At 41.2% G+C, this 16,778-nt stretch carries 18 protein-coding genes and 1 pseudogene; 14 read left to right on the top strand and 5 right to left on the bottom strand.

Annotated elements, in window-relative coordinates; genetic code table 11:
- Positions 1-3 precede the first annotated feature (3 nt).
- The 4 genes and pseudogenes from BSHG_RS09270 to BSHG_RS21990 form a co-directional block, all read right to left on the bottom strand.
- Positions 4-1,146, bottom strand: a complete 1,143-nt coding sequence (locus tag BSHG_RS09270) for an alkaline phosphatase (protein WP_005794948.1) — start codon at positions 1,144-1,146, stop codon at positions 4-6.
- Positions 1,147-1,192: 46 nt separating this feature from the next.
- Positions 1,193-2,056, bottom strand: coding sequence for an endonuclease/exonuclease/phosphatase family protein (locus BSHG_RS09275; protein ID WP_005794950.1), 864 nt, complete (start codon positions 2,054-2,056; stop codon positions 1,193-1,195).
- Between the two features lie 16 nt (positions 2,057-2,072).
- Positions 2,073-4,496: pseudogene (locus tag BSHG_RS09280) on the bottom strand (GH92 family glycosyl hydrolase); the annotation flags it as partial.
- A 419-nt stretch (positions 4,497-4,915) separates the two neighbouring features.
- The gene (locus BSHG_RS21990; RefSeq protein WP_008777440.1) at positions 4,916-5,215 is read right to left on the bottom strand and encodes a hypothetical protein; all 300 of its coding nucleotides are present in this window, start codon (positions 5,213-5,215) and stop codon (positions 4,916-4,918) included.
- Positions 5,216-5,286: 71 nt separating this feature from the next.
- Here BSHG_RS21990 and BSHG_RS09285 point away from each other — a divergent pair, with 71 nt between their 5' ends.
- The 9 genes from BSHG_RS09285 (at position 5,287) to BSHG_RS09325 (ending at position 12,067) form a co-directional block, all read left to right on the top strand.
- Positions 5,287-5,589, top strand: coding sequence for a hypothetical protein (locus tag BSHG_RS09285; RefSeq protein WP_008659523.1), 303 nt, complete (start codon positions 5,287-5,289; stop codon positions 5,587-5,589).
- A 182-nt stretch (positions 5,590-5,771) separates the two neighbouring features.
- Positions 5,772-6,101 carry a hypothetical protein gene (locus BSHG_RS09290; RefSeq protein ID WP_004308738.1) on the top strand — a complete coding sequence of 110 codons (330 nt, stop codon included), beginning with the start codon at positions 5,772-5,774 and terminating at the stop codon, positions 6,099-6,101.
- A 14-nt stretch (positions 6,102-6,115) separates the two neighbouring features.
- Positions 6,116-6,376 carry a hypothetical protein gene (locus BSHG_RS09295; protein WP_004308737.1) on the top strand — a complete coding sequence of 87 codons (261 nt, stop codon included), beginning with the start codon at positions 6,116-6,118 and terminating at the stop codon, positions 6,374-6,376.
- A 698-nt stretch (positions 6,377-7,074) separates the two neighbouring features.
- Entirely contained in the window at positions 7,075-7,455 is a 381-nt protein-coding gene (locus tag BSHG_RS09300) for a single-stranded DNA-binding protein (protein WP_004308735.1), read from the top strand.
- A gap of 487 nt (positions 7,456-7,942) precedes the next feature.
- Entirely contained in the window at positions 7,943-8,470 is a 528-nt protein-coding gene (locus tag BSHG_RS09305) for a hypothetical protein (RefSeq protein WP_004308734.1), read from the top strand.
- Between the two features lie 466 nt (positions 8,471-8,936).
- The gene (locus tag BSHG_RS09310) at positions 8,937-9,251 is read left to right on the top strand and encodes a hypothetical protein (RefSeq protein WP_004308733.1); all 315 of its coding nucleotides are present in this window, start codon (positions 8,937-8,939) and stop codon (positions 9,249-9,251) included.
- Positions 9,252-9,669: 418 nt separating this feature from the next.
- A complete protein-coding gene (locus BSHG_RS09315) occupies positions 9,670-10,170 on the top strand; it encodes a DUF4313 domain-containing protein (protein ID WP_007218096.1) in 501 nt (166 codons plus the stop codon).
- Positions 10,171-10,660: 490 nt separating this feature from the next.
- Positions 10,661-10,915, top strand: a complete 255-nt coding sequence (locus tag BSHG_RS09320; protein ID WP_004313639.1) for an LPD11 domain-containing protein — start codon at positions 10,661-10,663, stop codon at positions 10,913-10,915.
- Positions 10,916-11,386: 471 nt separating this feature from the next.
- Positions 11,387-12,067: a hypothetical protein gene (locus tag BSHG_RS09325; RefSeq protein ID WP_004308730.1), complete on the top strand. Its 681-nt coding sequence runs from the start codon at positions 11,387-11,389 to the stop codon at positions 12,065-12,067.
- Positions 12,068-12,435: 368 nt separating this feature from the next.
- On the opposite strand, the gene BSHG_RS09330 is transcribed toward BSHG_RS09325, so the two are convergent.
- Positions 12,436-13,080, bottom strand: coding sequence for a recombinase family protein (locus BSHG_RS09330; protein ID WP_004308728.1), 645 nt, complete (start codon positions 13,078-13,080; stop codon positions 12,436-12,438).
- A 235-nt stretch (positions 13,081-13,315) separates the two neighbouring features.
- Here BSHG_RS09330 and BSHG_RS09335 point away from each other — a divergent pair, with 235 nt between their 5' ends.
- Genes BSHG_RS09335 through BSHG_RS09355 form a run of 5 tightly spaced genes read left to right on the top strand, consistent with a single transcriptional unit; the run spans position 13,316 to position 16,674 of the window.
- Complete coding sequence (locus tag BSHG_RS09335; RefSeq protein ID WP_004323439.1) at positions 13,316-14,365, top strand: hypothetical protein; 1,050 nt, start codon at positions 13,316-13,318, stop codon at positions 14,363-14,365.
- Between the two features lie 17 nt (positions 14,366-14,382).
- Positions 14,383-14,829 carry a hypothetical protein gene (locus BSHG_RS09340; protein ID WP_004308726.1) on the top strand — a complete coding sequence of 149 codons (447 nt, stop codon included), beginning with the start codon at positions 14,383-14,385 and terminating at the stop codon, positions 14,827-14,829.
- A 10-nt stretch (positions 14,830-14,839) separates the two neighbouring features.
- Positions 14,840-15,235 carry a hypothetical protein gene (locus tag BSHG_RS09345; RefSeq protein WP_008640424.1) on the top strand — a complete coding sequence of 132 codons (396 nt, stop codon included), beginning with the start codon at positions 14,840-14,842 and terminating at the stop codon, positions 15,233-15,235.
- Positions 15,232-15,789 carry a hypothetical protein gene (locus BSHG_RS09350; RefSeq protein WP_008659512.1) on the top strand — a complete coding sequence of 186 codons (558 nt, stop codon included), beginning with the start codon at positions 15,232-15,234 and terminating at the stop codon, positions 15,787-15,789. Before BSHG_RS09345 ends, BSHG_RS09350 begins: the two co-directional genes overlap by 4 nt.
- Before the next feature lie 24 nt (positions 15,790-15,813).
- On the top strand, positions 15,814-16,674 hold the full coding sequence (locus BSHG_RS09355) for a hypothetical protein (protein WP_008640423.1): 861 nt from the start codon (positions 15,814-15,816) through the stop codon (positions 16,672-16,674).
- Positions 16,675-16,778: the final 104 nt, after the last annotated feature.

The following is a 16,778-nucleotide window of genomic DNA, read 5'->3' as shown; positions in this document are numbered from 1 at the left end:
AGTTTAAAGATCGAGTAATTTCTTTATCTTGTCAAAGATAGCAGTATTCTCATAAATTCCGGTAAATTCCTGTGCTCCGGGACCAAAAGCATATACCGGCACCATCACACCACTATGCCCGCCTGTAGAGAATTTACATACGATTTTACCCTCCTTTAAATCACCATCTACTAATGTAAGGCCACCAGTTTCATGGTCTGCAGTAACAACAACCAGTGTTTCACCATCCTTGGCTGCCCACTCATAAATAGCGCCAATAGTGCGGTCAAAGTCATGTGTCTCCTGCATCAGCAGATCAAGATCATTAAAATGCCCGTAATCATCCAATTGAGAACCTTCAATCATCATAAAGAAACCATTTTTGTTCTGATTCAGCAAATCAATTCCTTTCAATGAAGCACGTGCAAGGAGGTCACCACGTTCAGCAGGAAGCGGGGTGTCTACCGGATAAGGAACTGCGAATACTTTACCGCTCTTTATACCTGCCAGTTCATCCCAACTACGGGGAGTCCGGAAACCTTTTTCACGTAACTCCTTGAACAGATCACGTCCATCCTCGCGATTTTCAAAGAGTTTGGCACCCCCACCAAATACATAGTCCGCATTACAATTCACATAATCTGTCACAATCTCACTCTCAGCATCGCGGTCTTTATTATGGCAACAGAAATCAGCAGGAGTAGCATCCCAAAGACGGCAGGTTACTGCAATTCCCGTAGATTTGCCTTTGGCAGCAGCAAAATCAACCAATGATTTCAAAGGATGTCCCAAAGTATCTACACCTACATAGTGATAGTTTGTTTTCTGTCCGCTAGCAATAGCTGTCCCCCCCGCTCCTGAATCAGTAATCAGTTTATCTGCACAGTAAGTTTTCGACAAACCTACAGCCTGACAGTTGTCTAAGAAGAGTTTACCACGGTTGGCTGTCCATGCAGAATATACATGCATAAGACTCATGCCGTCTCCGATCATCAGAATGACATTTTTTATCTTCTTTCCTTGAGAAGGAGTTATCTTGGTTACTTCATACGGTTGTTCCAATACATACGTTTGCTCCTTGTCTCTACGATTTTGCGCCGACACATTGACGGGCAATAATGCAACTGCCCAAACTATGAATACGAAGTTTCTCAATATATTTTTCATTGTTATCATTACTTTAACTAAGTTGTCTCTTTCTTAAGTTTATACACTATTCAACCGTTACCAGTACAGGCGTATGGTCTGACAAAAAACCGTTGTTTTCCGTTTCAGCCAAAATACCATATCTCAAGACTTTAAGACCGTTGCGTACGAATACATAGTCAATCAACGGACGTTTGTTATAGGGAATCTTTCCGAAATCATGAAAGCTCCAGGAAGGCCCATAAACAATGGAAGATGCCTGGCGAGCATCCGTCAGATGTTCCGGATTGGCAGAATCTGTGACGTGTTTGATCACATCTGATTCCGGTTCTGAATTGAAATCTCCGGTCACAATTACCGGTAATCCATCACTTAACTCATTCACTCTATCCAGCATAAGGCTTATACCTTCACGACGTGCCATCCCCCCCACATGATCCAGATGGGTATTCAAGGCAAAATATTCTTTATCGGAAACCTTATCTTGCAGTTTGACCCATGAAGCGATACGCTCACAAGCACCGTCCCAACCTTTTGAACCGGCTACTTCGGGTGTTTCGCTCAACCAGAAATATCCTGAATCAAGCACGTTGAAACGATCCTTCTTATACCAAAGTGCACTGTATTCTCCTTTCTCTTTACCGTCTTCACGGCCTACTCCAACCACGCCGTATTCCGGCAAACGCAGCTTCAAGTCTTCCAACTGGTTATGAAGCACTTCTTGTGTACCCAATATATCCACGTCGTAGAAATGAATAGCATTTGCCACACGATCCTTTCTGTATCTCCAATTGTCCAGACTGTCTTCCGGATTATCATAGCGAATATTGAAAGACATGACGTTGACAGGCTCCGGTGCAGATGCCTGTTGTTTCACTAGGCCGCATGATGCAGCGAAAAATGGCAAAACTAATAAAATTATTTTTTCCATGGCATTATGTCATTAATTATTTTACAAACAAGGCTGAAGTAGGAATCGGTGCTAATTCCTTTGCAGAAGGAAGTTTCCAGAACCAGCTTAAATGCTCCCCTTCATAATCCTCAAAATAATAAAGTATATACGGATGGAATCCCTTTTCCAACGCAATATATCCTGTAGCAGGAATAGCGGCATGTGACCCATCGTTGTTCACCACCAATTCATTGCCTATATACAAAACGCTACCATCATCCGAACGAGTCTGGAAAATATAAACTCCATCTTCGGGAACATTAATCAGACCAGAGAATATATAACCGAAATGATCTTTCTGTTTTGCTTCCTTTATAGAGGGTTCCGGCAATACACCTACCTCTAACAATGGAGTTTTTTCAATATCAGCCACTTTTTGATAAGTTCCTTCAAAATATTTATAGGATGTACCGTTCCGTGAAGGATGTACCGGAAGCGACGCTTTCAATTCAGCTTTAGTAGCTGTAATAGACAAAGTTCTACTCGGGCGGAACCCCTCTTTAAATCCTTTTGCTTTAATCTGTGTAGTCATATCTACTTTAAATGGTTTATCGTAGAGCAAAGACTTTTCTGTAGGTTCGGTCCCATCCAGAGTGTATCTAAGCTCCGCGCCCTCGGTCGTTGTGGCAAGAGCTACTGTCACCTTATCCATAAACAAGTTCAGATCTCTATCTACATAAGGAATGGAAACCACTTTTTCTTTGGTATAAGAATAAGGAGAAGCCTCTTCCGAAATACCTCTGCTTTTGTCCGGCTTGTCTGATAGAGTAAAGCGAAGCTCTCCTCCTTCCATCAATTGAGCGTAAGTAATAAAGTTAGTATCTATCTGTTTTCCATTCAACTCTACTTTATGGATATAGATATTCTTCTTCGGATCATTGGCAAGCAAAGTCAGTCTCTTTCCATTTGCCAACTTAAGCACCGCTTTCTCGAACAGAGGGGTGGTCAATGCAAATTCATTGCTTCCCGGACAAACGGAATAAATGCCCAGACCGGACAAGATATACCATGCGGACATCTGTCCACAATCTTCATTGCCGCTGATACCTCCCGGAGTAGGTTGGTACATCTCATCAAGTAAGTGGCGTGTCATTTCCTGTGTCTTCCAGGGCTGCCCTACATAATCATACAAATAGGCGATATGATGACTGGGTTCATTACCATGAGCATACTGTCCTATCAACCCTGTAATATCCGCAAGATCACCATGCACATTTGGGTCTGCGATAAATATAGAATCGAGTGCAGTGATAAATTTTTCCTTGCCCCCAAACAATTGCACCATTCCGTTCACATCATAGGGTACGGAAAAGCGATACTGCCAGGCAGTAGCTTCCGTATAGGAACGTCCTACCTCGAATGGATTGAAAGAAGTCTCCCAATTGCCATCCATCCGCTTTCCACGGAAGAATTTGGTAGAACCGTCAAACACATTGATATAGTTCTGGGAACGTTCAATATATTTCCGATAAACATCTTCTTTTCCCATTTCTTGAGCCATACGCGCTATGCACCAATCATCATAAGCAAATTCCAGCAAGCAAGATATAGATTCTTTCTTTATGTTCGAAGGGATAAATCCATATTTTATATAGTAATCCGCTCCTTTTTTATTCTTTTCAGAGGAAACCTTCATTGCATCCAATGCCTTTTCCGCATCAAATCCTCTAATCCCCTTCAAATAAGCGTCAGCAATAACAGACACCGAATGGTATCCTATCATTGTTCCCGTCTCTGCGGCAGAAAGCGGCCAAATAGGAAGTTCTCCGGAAGCATCGTAAATATCCAGATAAGAGTTCACCATATTATTGACTAATGCAGTATCAATCAACGTCATCAAAGGATTCCATGCACGGAAAGTGTCCCAAAGAGAGAAAGTGGAGTATTGCATTTTCCCTTTTGGCAATTGTCCTATCTGCATATTATGCCGCCGATATTCACCGTTGACATCACTCACTACATTAGGAACAACCATAGCATGATAAATGGCAGTATAGAAATTTTTCAAATCGTCTGTACCGCCTCCCTCGACAGTAATAGATGAAAGCGCTTGTTCCCAGTCATTCCGGGCGGCAGCACACACAGCATCAAAATTGAAGTCTTTCACTTCCTCCGCCAAATTTTTACGCGCATTGTCCACGCTTACCAATGACAATCCTACTTTGGCGATTATAGGTTCTCCATCTTTGTCAGCGAATGTCAGAATCGCTTGCAAGTCAGTACCCACCTGTTTGGTTTCGGCGGAAACTATCTTCTTATCCTGTACAAACTCAACAGTTTGAAAAGGTTCTGAGAACTGGGCTGCAAAATAAACATATTGATTATCTGTCCAACCTCTGGTTCTACGCATTCCCACAATCTCATTAGATGTTGTCCGTTCCAATTCCGCTTCATAGATATATTCATTGTCAATATTCTTAACCATCTTAAAAATATACACTTAAATATTTTATAATCAATATATTATAAGAAAGGTAATTTTAATGGAGAAACAAATAAGGAACAAAAATAGGAATTAAAGTGATTTCTCATTTTTCTATTTGCACTCTGTTTCTTTCTTTTCGTTTGTTTGCTTTCAGAGTGCATTCTGAGCAATTTTATCTGCTCTCATCATTCGAAGAATTTGCTCCTAACTTTAACTAACAAATTATTTGCAGCTCATAAAGAGAATACAAATTATTATCTCTTGAAGTTGTATTGCTTGTAGCAAAGATAATCTTTTTTGTACAGGCAGCCAAAAATGCCTGCCTATATTTAGTTTAATTTAGTTTAGCATATATAAGGCTAACAAACTAAACCAAACTGGATTTTCATGTTACTTTTTGTGATTTTCCCATTCTACCCATACAGCCAAAAGAGAAGATAAGCTCTTGCCTCTTTTCTCTTTTCGCTGCGATACTCTTTTACTTCATAGCCACCTTTTACACACATCCGTACCGAGCAAACTCCCACATGCTCGCATATCAACTTTCGGTCTGCCCGATGGGAATTGTGTCGCAAAGGTATTTGCCATGTCTTTATTGTATGCAAGGTTGTAACCTGAAGGTTCACTACAAAATCTCCACGCTCCGCTTCGCAGAGGTAGTATTTTGTAGTGAAACCCTGCATACATAGCCATGCCACCTGTTGAAGCGACATAATTTCAATCAAGCCCGAAAGTAAGTGAAATGCTACAGGAGGGAAAGTAACAAACTTAAAACTTGGTATTTATGGCAAATTATGCAACCAACATTTTCCACGCAAGAACGGAAAATAAAACAGACCTCGACAAAATAGAGGCTTTCTTGGATGACACTTTCAGCGAATTTACCAATCGATATGGTGATAGTGTAGATGCAGAATTTTCCTCTCGTTGGGTGTATCCAGAAGAAGAAATCAAAAAATTGGTAGAATCGTTGGAGGACAAAGATAAAGTCTATATCAAGATTCTAACCTATGAATTTGAAGACGAGTACGTGAGCTTTAGAATATTCTCTCAGGGAGAATGGAAGGTCAAATTAATAACTGAATGAGTAGAAGAAGATAAAGTAAAATTATGGTCTATCCTACACTTTGCTTATTCTATAAGAGACACACGGATGGAACGATTGTCGGTGATTTCGACAACAAAATCACTGTTCGTTTCATCTGTGGCAAAGAGAGAGTATTAAATACTGTGATGAAGTAATTTTTACAATTTTACAACATAGAAACCATGACACAGATAGCAATGAAATTCGTCCAATGGGATGTGCCCGAATTGGAAAAACTGAAAGATAGCAAGGTTTACAAATTACGGGAACGTCTTGATAATGGCGACAAGTTGAGTCGGGAAGAAAAGAACTGGCTCACCCGCAATGTGAAAGAGTGCTGCCATTTCAAAAGAGGTATCGCTTTAATGGGCTACCGTTTTGACTTCTCCGATGTTCTCAAACGGTATTTCGTGAAACAACACGGACATATTGCCGAATATTATACCATTGACAAAACCGCACTACGTTCTGTCCTATATGGTCGAATTGAAGATATAATCGAAGTACAATAAAAATCAAAAGAAGCATGAAAGTAACAATTGAACACAGCTTTTGCCCCTATTGTGACGAGGTAACTGAACTTTATTTCCGAATCATTAACACGATTCTTTTTTCTGGCAATGAGGCGGAATTGCGTGAAAGCATGAGACAGTTGGAGAAAAAAACTCCACTTGATGAATATTTCACATACGGTTACGGTGCACGACACCTTTGGGTTTGCCAGCGACGTCCCAGCGACAAAACCAAAATATTCGAGCATCGTATTATGATGGTTGAATTTCAATGACACCTTGGACAAATATCATCGACTGGCTGGAATGGAATCACCCATTTCAGCCTTACTTCCATTTTCCTTTTATAACTTTTTCTTTTGGCTGCGCCACTCCCTTTTGTAGAAACCAGCCATTCGCACAAAGCGAATTGGAAACCACTTTGTGAAAAGTCTGGTTCTTCCTGCCGTTTTTCCTTCCAGTTCCATTTTTTTTTCGATGCGGATATCACTATCCTCCAAGGATGGGCTACCTACGCTTCTGTCCACTCTTGGCTGACACATTCCTTATGCAGTGGCCTTTTTTCTGATTGGATGGTATTCTGTTTGTTACAGTCTCAATTCAAGCCAGGCATGTCTCGCTTTGGCTTTGCTATTCTTCACTGACTTTCGGACGGATGTCTCGCCTTTGTGCCGACATTTGGATTTGCTCTTTTTCCTTATCATTACCGGTTTACTTGTTTCCCATTTTCCATAATCGCTTTTTATCGAAGCAATCATCATTTTTCCTCTGCAAAGATAGTATGCCGACGGGAACGACATGGTTGTCTTGACCAATGGCGTAGCCGCTTCAATCTTCCTTTATCGAGCCTTCGATTTTACCTGTGGCTAAAAATAAAGCGTATTGACGCGCTATCCTTGGTGCATCCCTTAAACGACATCTACTTTTTAGGCAGTGTAAAAATTGATTTAATAACTTCTAAAAGCAATTCAACATGAAAAAGATTGAAAACAATTTCACAGTAACCGGATTCTTAGGTAAAGACGCTGAAATCCGAGAGTTCACCAACAGCAGTGTCGCACGTTTCCCATTGGCCGTAAGCCGTCAGGAAAGGAATGCCGAGGAAACCAACCGCATTTCAGCCTTTATGAATATTGAGGCTTGGCGTAAAAACGAGAATACTGGGTCATTCGACCAACTGACCAAAGGTACGATGCTCACCATTGAAGGCTACTTTAAGCCTGAAGAGTGGACCGACAAGGTCGGTGTGAAGCACAATCGTGTTGTTATGGTGGCTGTCAAGTTTTATCCTCCTATCGAAAAGGAGGATGTTCCTGAAAAGCCGGTAAAGCCCGTGAAAAAAGGCAAAAAATAATTCTTGCCTTATCATGAACAAAGCGATCTTTTGGTCGCTTTTGTTTTGCTCATGACCGGATTAATACGCATCATACTTTTATAAGTGACTGTTGCGATGCCAAGCTCCAAATGAAATCTTCACCCGGTAATACTGTTATACTTAGCTCCACTTGATGAACAGGCAGATTACGATTTTCAATAGAAAAAAGAAGACTCTCTCAATTCCATACCTCTGAGCAGCTTTCCAGTCCCTCTTATAACCATATTTCTTCCCAAAAGTGAGGTTACGTCCGCCGTCCATTAATTTTACAGTGCGAAGTTAAGTCGGACGTGAACCTGCAAGGCGCGTTTCATTTGCAGTCAATGCCGTTCAAATGAAATCCTTCGGATTCCGCTTCCTCCTTGCATTGTTCCCTTCTTCCGCCTTGTGGTTTGCACGTAAAATCAAATCCCACCGGACGAGGTAAAAGCCTCTGAAGGGAAGGGAAAATAAAAAATTAGAATGTATGAAACAAATAATTTGGTCAAGTGATGCTCTATTGGATGAAACAGCAAGAGAGTATTATCAAAATTTCAAGCGAGAAGAACTGGACGATGATGCCTACAAGGTCAGCGATGAAGAGTGGTCGGACGAAGTGTATAATGAATTGGGGGATGAGCGGCAGAACCTAAACAAGGATGTCAATGGAGTCATTATTGCATTTGGAGATTTAGGATTGTGGAACGGACGCAAACAAGGCTATCAAATTTTGGGTGACAACATTGCCGGGATATTACAATCTACACAGTATGATGCAGAGTGGTACGGTGACGGCTACGATATACGAGGCCGTATGTCGCACCATGATGGCACGAATTATGTTTTGTACCGTGTCGCTGAAAATCGTGACGACGCAGAACGGATTGCCGCAAAAATCTACAACTATGAAATTGACGAGAATGGTTTTCGCCAAGTTACACGTTCCCTCCACCCCTATGTGGCCGCAGTGTATGGCTGGAAAACTCTACAGGACAACCTCGTTCAGGTAAAATAGCCTGTAACCTGTACTTAAACAAATGCCGTAACGCTTTCTCAAGAGGCTGTTACGGCACTTGTGTTTTATGCCGTATATATTCTGCATAAAATGTGGTGGGAAACTATTCCTTTTTACACATTTATGAATGTTCCCGCCCAACTGTTGTAGGTGGCCGCTTGTGCCAGTTTCCTTTTTTAGACTCCGGCCCTCCTTTATAGCCCCATCCAGCTACCCCCCTATATTTCTATCCCGCAAGCCTGGTTATTTCCCTGCAAAATTCGATTGCCGGCTGTCCGTCCTGTCAAGGACCGCTGACACTTGCTGCTGTAAAATCTTCCTCTCCGAAATATCGAAGAGTGTATTTTCCGCATCCTCCTTGCCCGTTCTGGCCGCCAATCCCGTGGGCAGAAAAATAATCAACCTTTCGGTACAGGAAGTATCGAAGGGAAATAAATAAAATATTAATCTTAAAATTTGAGGCATTATGACATTCAGAGAATTTATGTTAGAGAACGGTTATGAATTGCAAACAACCTTTTGGAATGATTTTTCCATTGCTGACCGATTTGGTCTTTCGGCGATACAGGACACTTTCAACCGTGCTTTTAAGGAGTGGAAAGAGAACTACAAGTATCTCACGGAACTGGTTTTAGTGCTTAACCATAAGATATGGCAGTATTATGAAACAAGGCCGGAAATTGCGACATTGTATAATACCCTTTGGGCACAAGCCAGTCAATATGCAATGGAGTATCTGAAAGATGACGAGCTAAGCTATTATTATGATGTAACGGATTAAATGTCCCAGCTCCTCCCACAGGAACAAAAGAAAGCCGGCTTTTGTCGGCTGCTCTTTGTGGTCATTCCCTTTTTTATCACTCCGTTTTACCCTTGTATAAAACGAAATTATTTCGTTTCAGGCTGCTACCAGTCAGGACTTGTTTTTTCCTGTGCAAAGGTATTGCCACGGAAAAACATTCAAGTACCGCTACGCTATTTGAACACAATTTTTCAGTAGCTTTCCCGATTTTCAATCGCTCAAATGTCGTATACGCTCCATACCGCAACTGTAAAAATTCTGTCCAAATTCCTTGCCTGCTTTTCCTTAAAGGCAATCTTGAATGCACGTAAAAATCAAATCCCGACTGGAGAAGCCTAAAGGCTTCCGAAAAAAGGGAAAAAAAGAACATGATGTTTAATAGCTAAATTTTAAAAGTATGGAAATTCAATTTGTGATTGTTCGTTCAGAAAATGCAGAGTATTTGTGTCACAATGTAAATGGAACGTATGTGGATGTCAGCGACCCATCAACAGAATTTGTTTCTGGAGAGGATGATTTTCGCTTGGTAGAGCCGGACAGCTCCCTAACGCGGAAAGAATACGAGTTTCGTGGAGAACGCTTTTATCTCATGCCTCAATTTTATGGCAATGGCTGGTTAGCACTTACTTTGCAAAGTGTGGAAGATGAAACAGAGTATATCGTGCTATCCGTCAATTTGGAGAGCATGGATGCACTCGATTTGCCAGACCGTACATTTATTGATGTGAATCATTATCCGGATGCAATGGAGTTTCTGGAGACAAATAATTTAGCGACCTATTCAGGTTACAAGCGTAGAAGCGGATTTGTGGAATATCCAATGGCGGTATTGAATCTTCCTTTGCTTTATCAGCACGCCCCGCAGATTTTCCAAGAGGCGAATATCGAATGTTTTTAAATGGTTTTCTGAAAGTATGGTACTGATGACTACCAAAGAGATACCGTATCGGTTAAATCCTATCGGTATGGTATCTTCTTTTGCCCGAAGACAGGTGGCATCCCCCTTTTTTACAGATTGCTCCGTGCCCACTTTTTTAATTTCCTTGTTTCCCTTTTATAGCAGCGTAACTGCCTGCTTCTCTTTTACAGCCCTTATGTAATGAATGTTGATGTTTCCTGTCGTTATCCAGACTTTCGCCCGGTCTTGTTTTCGTGTGCAAAATTACGGCGAACGAACGCTATCCAAGTATCGCTACGCTATCCGAAATGAAATTTGACGTAATCTTCCTAAATCATAGATTTCGGTATTCATAAAATTTCATTTCCGATTCCTTGCACTGCGTTCCTGCTTCGTCGTTTGGGACGCACATGAAAAACAACCCTTCCGGCAAAGTCGAAAGACTTGAAAAAAGGGAAAATAAAAAACTTAATTAAAAACGAAAACGAGTATGACAATAGAAGAAGTATTACAGCACGATTTAAAATTCAGGTATATGTTATTGGGGCGTTTGCAAGCCGACTGTGAATATTATCTTGGCTTTGGAAACAAAAGTTCTCGTCGTTTGTGGGCTGGTTCTGAAAAGGCACAAATTGAATACATGACGAAAATTCACGACAGCTTCCGAGAAAACGAAAAACCCGAATGGCTGACAATGGAGCAAATCAAAGAATACAGCAATGCTATGGAAGTAACACAAGAATAATTCAAAAAAAATACCGTAATAACCTTTAACGGAGGTGTTGCGGTATTACAGTATTACAAATAAGGGTCGGAGTTTGAGAACATACCCTCTTATAATTGAGAGGGTAATAATAGTCCCTCTTTTATAATTATATCATTCTATTCCTTTTTTATATTTCTGCAAAAGGAATAGCATTCTTCTTTTATATTAATTATTTTTCATTTTATCTCCCATCTATTCTTCATCCTATCACCGGTTTGGTTTTATCAAATGCAAAGGTCGGCTATCGCGCTTGATCCTGCTACTTGAAGTGTATTTCTTACAAAATTCTTCCTTCCTGCGCAAGAGTAATTTGGCAAGAAAAGTTGCCGTATGAAGCTGTATCGACATCCGTTTACCGCATCCATAAATCCCAAAACGGTTCAATCAGTAAAGAACCGACAATATGGGAAATAAAAGTTAATACTAACCAATTCTTTAAACATTAAAATCATGCCTAATTATGTAACAAACCGTTTAGAAATAAACGCAGACAGAGAAACAGTACAAAATGTGATGGATTTCTTAAAAGGAAAAACTGATGAAGACAGTACGCCTTGCTATATTGACTTCAACAACATTATCCCTATGCCAAAGGACTTACTGATAGAAGCGTCCACTTCTGGGGAATTTGGTATGCAGTATATCATAGCACAGCAACGTAAACCGTTCAATTCACAGGACGACCTGAAAGTCATTCAATGGATGGAAATTCAGGAGGAAAAAGTCAGGGAAGAAGCATTACAACTTGGAATGACATATCTGAGAAACTGGGGAAAATACGGTTATCCTACTTGGTATGAATGGTCTATTGCCAACTGGGGTACAAAATGGAATGCCTTTAATCAGAATTTTGAAGAACCGAACGTGCTTTGGTTTGATACGGCTTGGGAAGGTGTGCCTCTGCTTATCCAAACACTCTCCGAGATATTTCCGGACGTCGAGTTTCAATATGCCTATGCGGATGAAGACCTTGGTTCCAACGTGGGCAAAGGGACTATCCGAAATGGAGAAACCGACATGACATTCCCCGATAACGGAAGTAACGAAGCCTTTGAAATTGTCTTTTTCGTAAAACCGGGATTAGAGGAATACTTGGAACTGACAGACGAGGGGTATAGGTGGAAAGCCTAAACATCTCCGGACAGACAATATCTGACATGTATTCAGGGTATATCTCAACCGATATATCCTGGATTCCTGTTGCCGGAAGCTCCGTTTATATTTATTCCATTCCACTTCCTTTTTACAATTTCACGCCTCTTGAACCAGTCTTTTTTGACCGTATTTACCCATCCCTTGGCTGGCCTACTTATCATCTTTGAAGCTGCTTTTACTGAAACCGCCAAACACGCCCTTCAAGAGCTTGCCGACAACCCAGAATACCAGCAATACAATTATAATATCTCCCATAAGTCTTACTTTTATAGTTTTAACAATAATAAAAATACAAAATAATAACCGAAAAACAAATATACGATCCTGATTATCTGAAAATTCTATCAGGAGTTACCTTCATTTGTTCCGTCCTCTTTCGGGTTCTGTTTGACACGCGGACCGCTGGTTTGGCCACGATCAAGTTTTACGCCATATTTATTGAGTATGCGCCAAATAGAACTTTTGCTGCTAAAACCGCTTGCAGCCCAAATGTCATCGAAAGAATGCCCGTTGATATACATATCCACGATTGTCTTATCTCGTTCAGCTTTAGGTAATACCTTCGGCACAGCCGGGGCTTTGATATTCTGGCGTAACTTCTCGACATGAGCGGAATATTTTCGTAGTGCGGCAATTTCTTCCGGAAATGCCCCTATTATCCACAACACATCGGCTGCTGTCGTACCGGGGAATAATTCACCGCGAGTATCAACTCTGTCATGAATGGATATGACACGTACAATTTTGATACGGCATAGTTCGATGAACGCGGCCAGTTCTCTTAAACCGCGTGCAGCATTGCTGAATTTGGATATGACTATTTCATCGCCCCTTTGAAGATTCGCCATAAGCTGTTTCCACATAGGTCTCAATGTTTCATGTTCAACTGTTTCCTCTACGATTTGTACACAACCATATCGCTGCATCCATTCTCTCTCAGCATCAAAACTGTCATTATTTTCCTTGAATATATAGCCAACTTTTGCCATTTTAATATACACTGTTTTGATAACAAGTGCAAATATAGCACTTTCATTTTAATCTAAAATCATATCGTGGCAAAAATCTCGCTAAATCCTTTTTTTAGCTTTTTTTCTTGCACTTGTTTTCATTGATAATCATATTATTAATATGATACCAAAAATTATACTAAATGCGATATAAAAGGGCTTTTACAATAAAAATAATATATAGATTTGCATCGTTAAATATGAATTGTTAAATATGAAAATTTTAAAATCATACTACAAGACTCCATCATTTTTGACTGGAAGATGTATCGTTTCATTGGCCATATTGGGCCTGATATCATGCAGCGATAGAAATGGCAAATCATTGTCTGAAGCTACGAACGATCCTGCCGGAATATACAGGGAGTACTTGTACAATATACGACGTCAGAAAGATTCCTCATTTCAAGTATTGACCAAGCATATCCTACAATGGCAAACAGTAAAAGACTCTGTTTTTAGGTATCTCCGGAATGATACGCTCAGCCACCCCCATTCCAATCAGCGTGAAGAGTGTATCAGACTGCATGATTCTATCCGCACTGAGTTCTCACGCTTAGCCCTCTCAAAGACGCGTACTTATCAGGAACTTTTGGCTCTCAAAGGAGAGTTCTCACCTTATAACAATGATGAGGAACTGCATCATGCCGCTGGAGAAATCCGCCCGTTTTTCAACTCACTGGATAATCTTCCGCTTCATAAGGGTAACAAAGAGGAAATCCTTGCGGCTTACCGTATGTTACTGACCCGAACTATCCGTAACGGCATACATAGCCGCAATGAACTGATTACTTATATCACTAAAGAAGATGCTATATTCCGTGCGTTCCTCTCTCACTTGCACGATTTCGAAGGTGAGAGTATGGCTGACATCACACGTGGTACTGAACAGTGTTGTTCGCAGATATTCTTTGCCGCTGAGAGAAAGGAGATTACCTATCGGGAGGCTATGCTTTATTTGACAATGCGCACCAATCGTCGCCAAATACAAAATATGCAGATTTGTATAGAAGATGTTCGGAACAAAAAAATCAAGACTTCTTCGCAAGCACATGCTTATATATGGATGCTTATCCACCCTTATACTTCATTGGACGGATTCTCTATGACATTGCTTTCCGATAAAGAACGGAAACAACTTGACAGGATGGCGGCACAGACACCTGTGGCGTTCAAAACCTTGAGCCGAATCCTGCAATCGGAAAGTGGTCAACTGACTGAACTGCCAGGAATGCTTATGGATATTTTCATACAGACGCTCTAACAATATAAAAAATGAATATGTTACGACATTTTTTCAATGACTTTATGACATTTGTCCCTCTGCAACTACCGCAACTACTCGATGTGACGACAATGGAGGAAGCACAATTCTACGGTGACTACGCCCTACTGACCTTCCCGCTACGCGACCCTTACGATTTGGAGGAAGTGATGGATCTGTTTGAGGACGATATGGAGCTTATAACTCTCTACCACCACATCCCCACGCACGCTGACAAATTCGGGCATAGCACCTGTGCATACTCCAACCCGGCATTTGGACAGATGTTCAAGATGAATTGCAAGACAGATGCAGACGGTAAGGTAAATAGCATTCTTGTCACCATCTATGATTCTCTTGAGCAGATGTACGGCGAGCTGTGCCTTGATTTGGATCTTCATTCCAAAAGTGGCACATTCAAGTATAAGAAGAACAAAGACGATCTCTTGATGGATTTCCTTTAATGGTCATGTTATGCGGGACACACTATACCGACAAATGGTTTATTGGATTAGGGAATACCGGACATGGATAGAGGTTGTTGATGACAATTTCTATAAGGAGTATGCTTTGTCAAGAAACGGATATATCAATTACATTGTTTCCCGCACGTTGGTACTGCGGGCTTACAAAGACAAAGGCTCATACGCCAAAGGCATGACATGGACAATTCCGGAACATAAACTGGATAAGGCATTGGCAGCCTACCGTAAGCAGGAGCATACGTTCAAGCAACGTATTAAGAAAGCAGCGATATACCTTTCACCGAGGGACGCCGAAGTTATCATCCTATTGGCCACCCACAATATTGTCCAATTAGAGTTGATGATATCCCCCATTCAAATACGCGAGAAACCCTATTATTTATGATTTGGAATATACTACAACTTATCTTCTGTATAACGCTTTTCGTATTGCCATTAACATTGTACAAAAGCCACCGTTCTTTTATGGTAAGGTTCTACGATGCTATGATACACAGTGTAAAGGCTCGTAAACTATATGTACAGGTCGTATTGATTCTGCTATTGCTCTTCCACTATGTTTACATCAGCGGACATGTTGGCGAGTTCGGTGTTTTTCTTTCAACTGCTATCTGTGCCACTATATATTCATTTAGAAGAGCGGACAGATTGTTAAGAGGTTTATGTGACCGATCATGTATGTTTGTCATACTCTCATTGGTGGCTTTGGCCATCAGTTTTGTTCCACACTTGTACACAACGGCGGTAACTGCCGCCTATCTTCTTTTGGCTGCCCTGTTCTATCCCTCTGTTCGGGTTATGACCGAATTTCAGGACATAGGCATAATCTCTGAATGGATGAAATTCCCCAGACTATTAGCCGAAAGTTATTATGACCATCATCACGCGATATTGCCGCAAGATGCGGATAGCGGCAACACTGATATATCCGCACAATAGTAATAATTAAAAAATGAAATGAAAATGAAAACCAAGCAGAAAATAGCTGTCCCTATATTGGCAGACAGAGAAGTATTTGACTACCTCAAGGAGAAAGTCGGTGAACGAAAAACAAAGACAGAAGCCTTCTGTGATTTATTGGATAAATCTTTGGCAGGTTTTGTTTCTCCTTTTTTAAGGAACAAAGGCTACGAACTTCAACCCAACCAGTGCCACGTGACTGTTTCTGACCTTTCATCGGAATGGCATTGGCATAGGGCTACTGTCCGTTCTTTTTTGGATGTAATGGAAGAGTTCGGCTTGTTGAATCGCATCCGGCTTTCCAAAAGCGTCATCATTACCATGACTGTGCAAACCAGCCAATCCACGGAGTCTTGCAATGGACAGAAGAAGTTGAACCTTGCAGAACAGCTACGTGAGGCATTGTCCGATTGGATAATCGGCAAAGTGTCCCTTGACGAGATCGGAATCAAGTGTGAGCAACTTGTTCGTCGGGCAATGGATGAAGCTGGCATATGCGATAGCTGCCCATCTCCGGACAGTATCACTCGCATCAATCCGGCAGCGGATGATGATGAACGAGCTGTCAAGATTCGTATGGTAGCTTTGGAGTGCATTACATTTGCCGCTATACAACGGGCACTGCGTAAGTCGAGATTCGATGACAGTGCAGAGTTTATGGACTACTTCCGATTGGAATTGTATGGGGACTGGACAGGACTTATTGCAACTTCGAAAGGTATTGCCGGGCTTATTCTTGATGTAGATAGGGATGAAAATTCCGATTATGATGAAGATGACAGGGAGTTCCTTAAAACGCTTTTTAAGCCTTTTCTGGCATTTGCGGCAAAGGCACAGGAGGCAACGTATCAGATTGGAGGTTGAAAACAGAATGTATAACCGCAACAATCCACTTTTGTATCCAGTGAAGCCCCCCTGCCAGTTATAGAAGGCATCCGGGCTTGCCCGCCTGCCACGAACAAAGGGAA

Origin of the sequence: Bacteroides sp. 3_2_5, assembly GCF_000159855.2 — a bacterium.
In the GTDB taxonomy this organism is placed as follows: domain Bacteria; phylum Bacteroidota; class Bacteroidia; order Bacteroidales; family Bacteroidaceae; genus Bacteroides; species Bacteroides fragilis.
The sequence above is the reverse complement of the archived record's forward strand: the minus strand, read 5'-3'. Positions and strand labels throughout refer to the sequence as shown.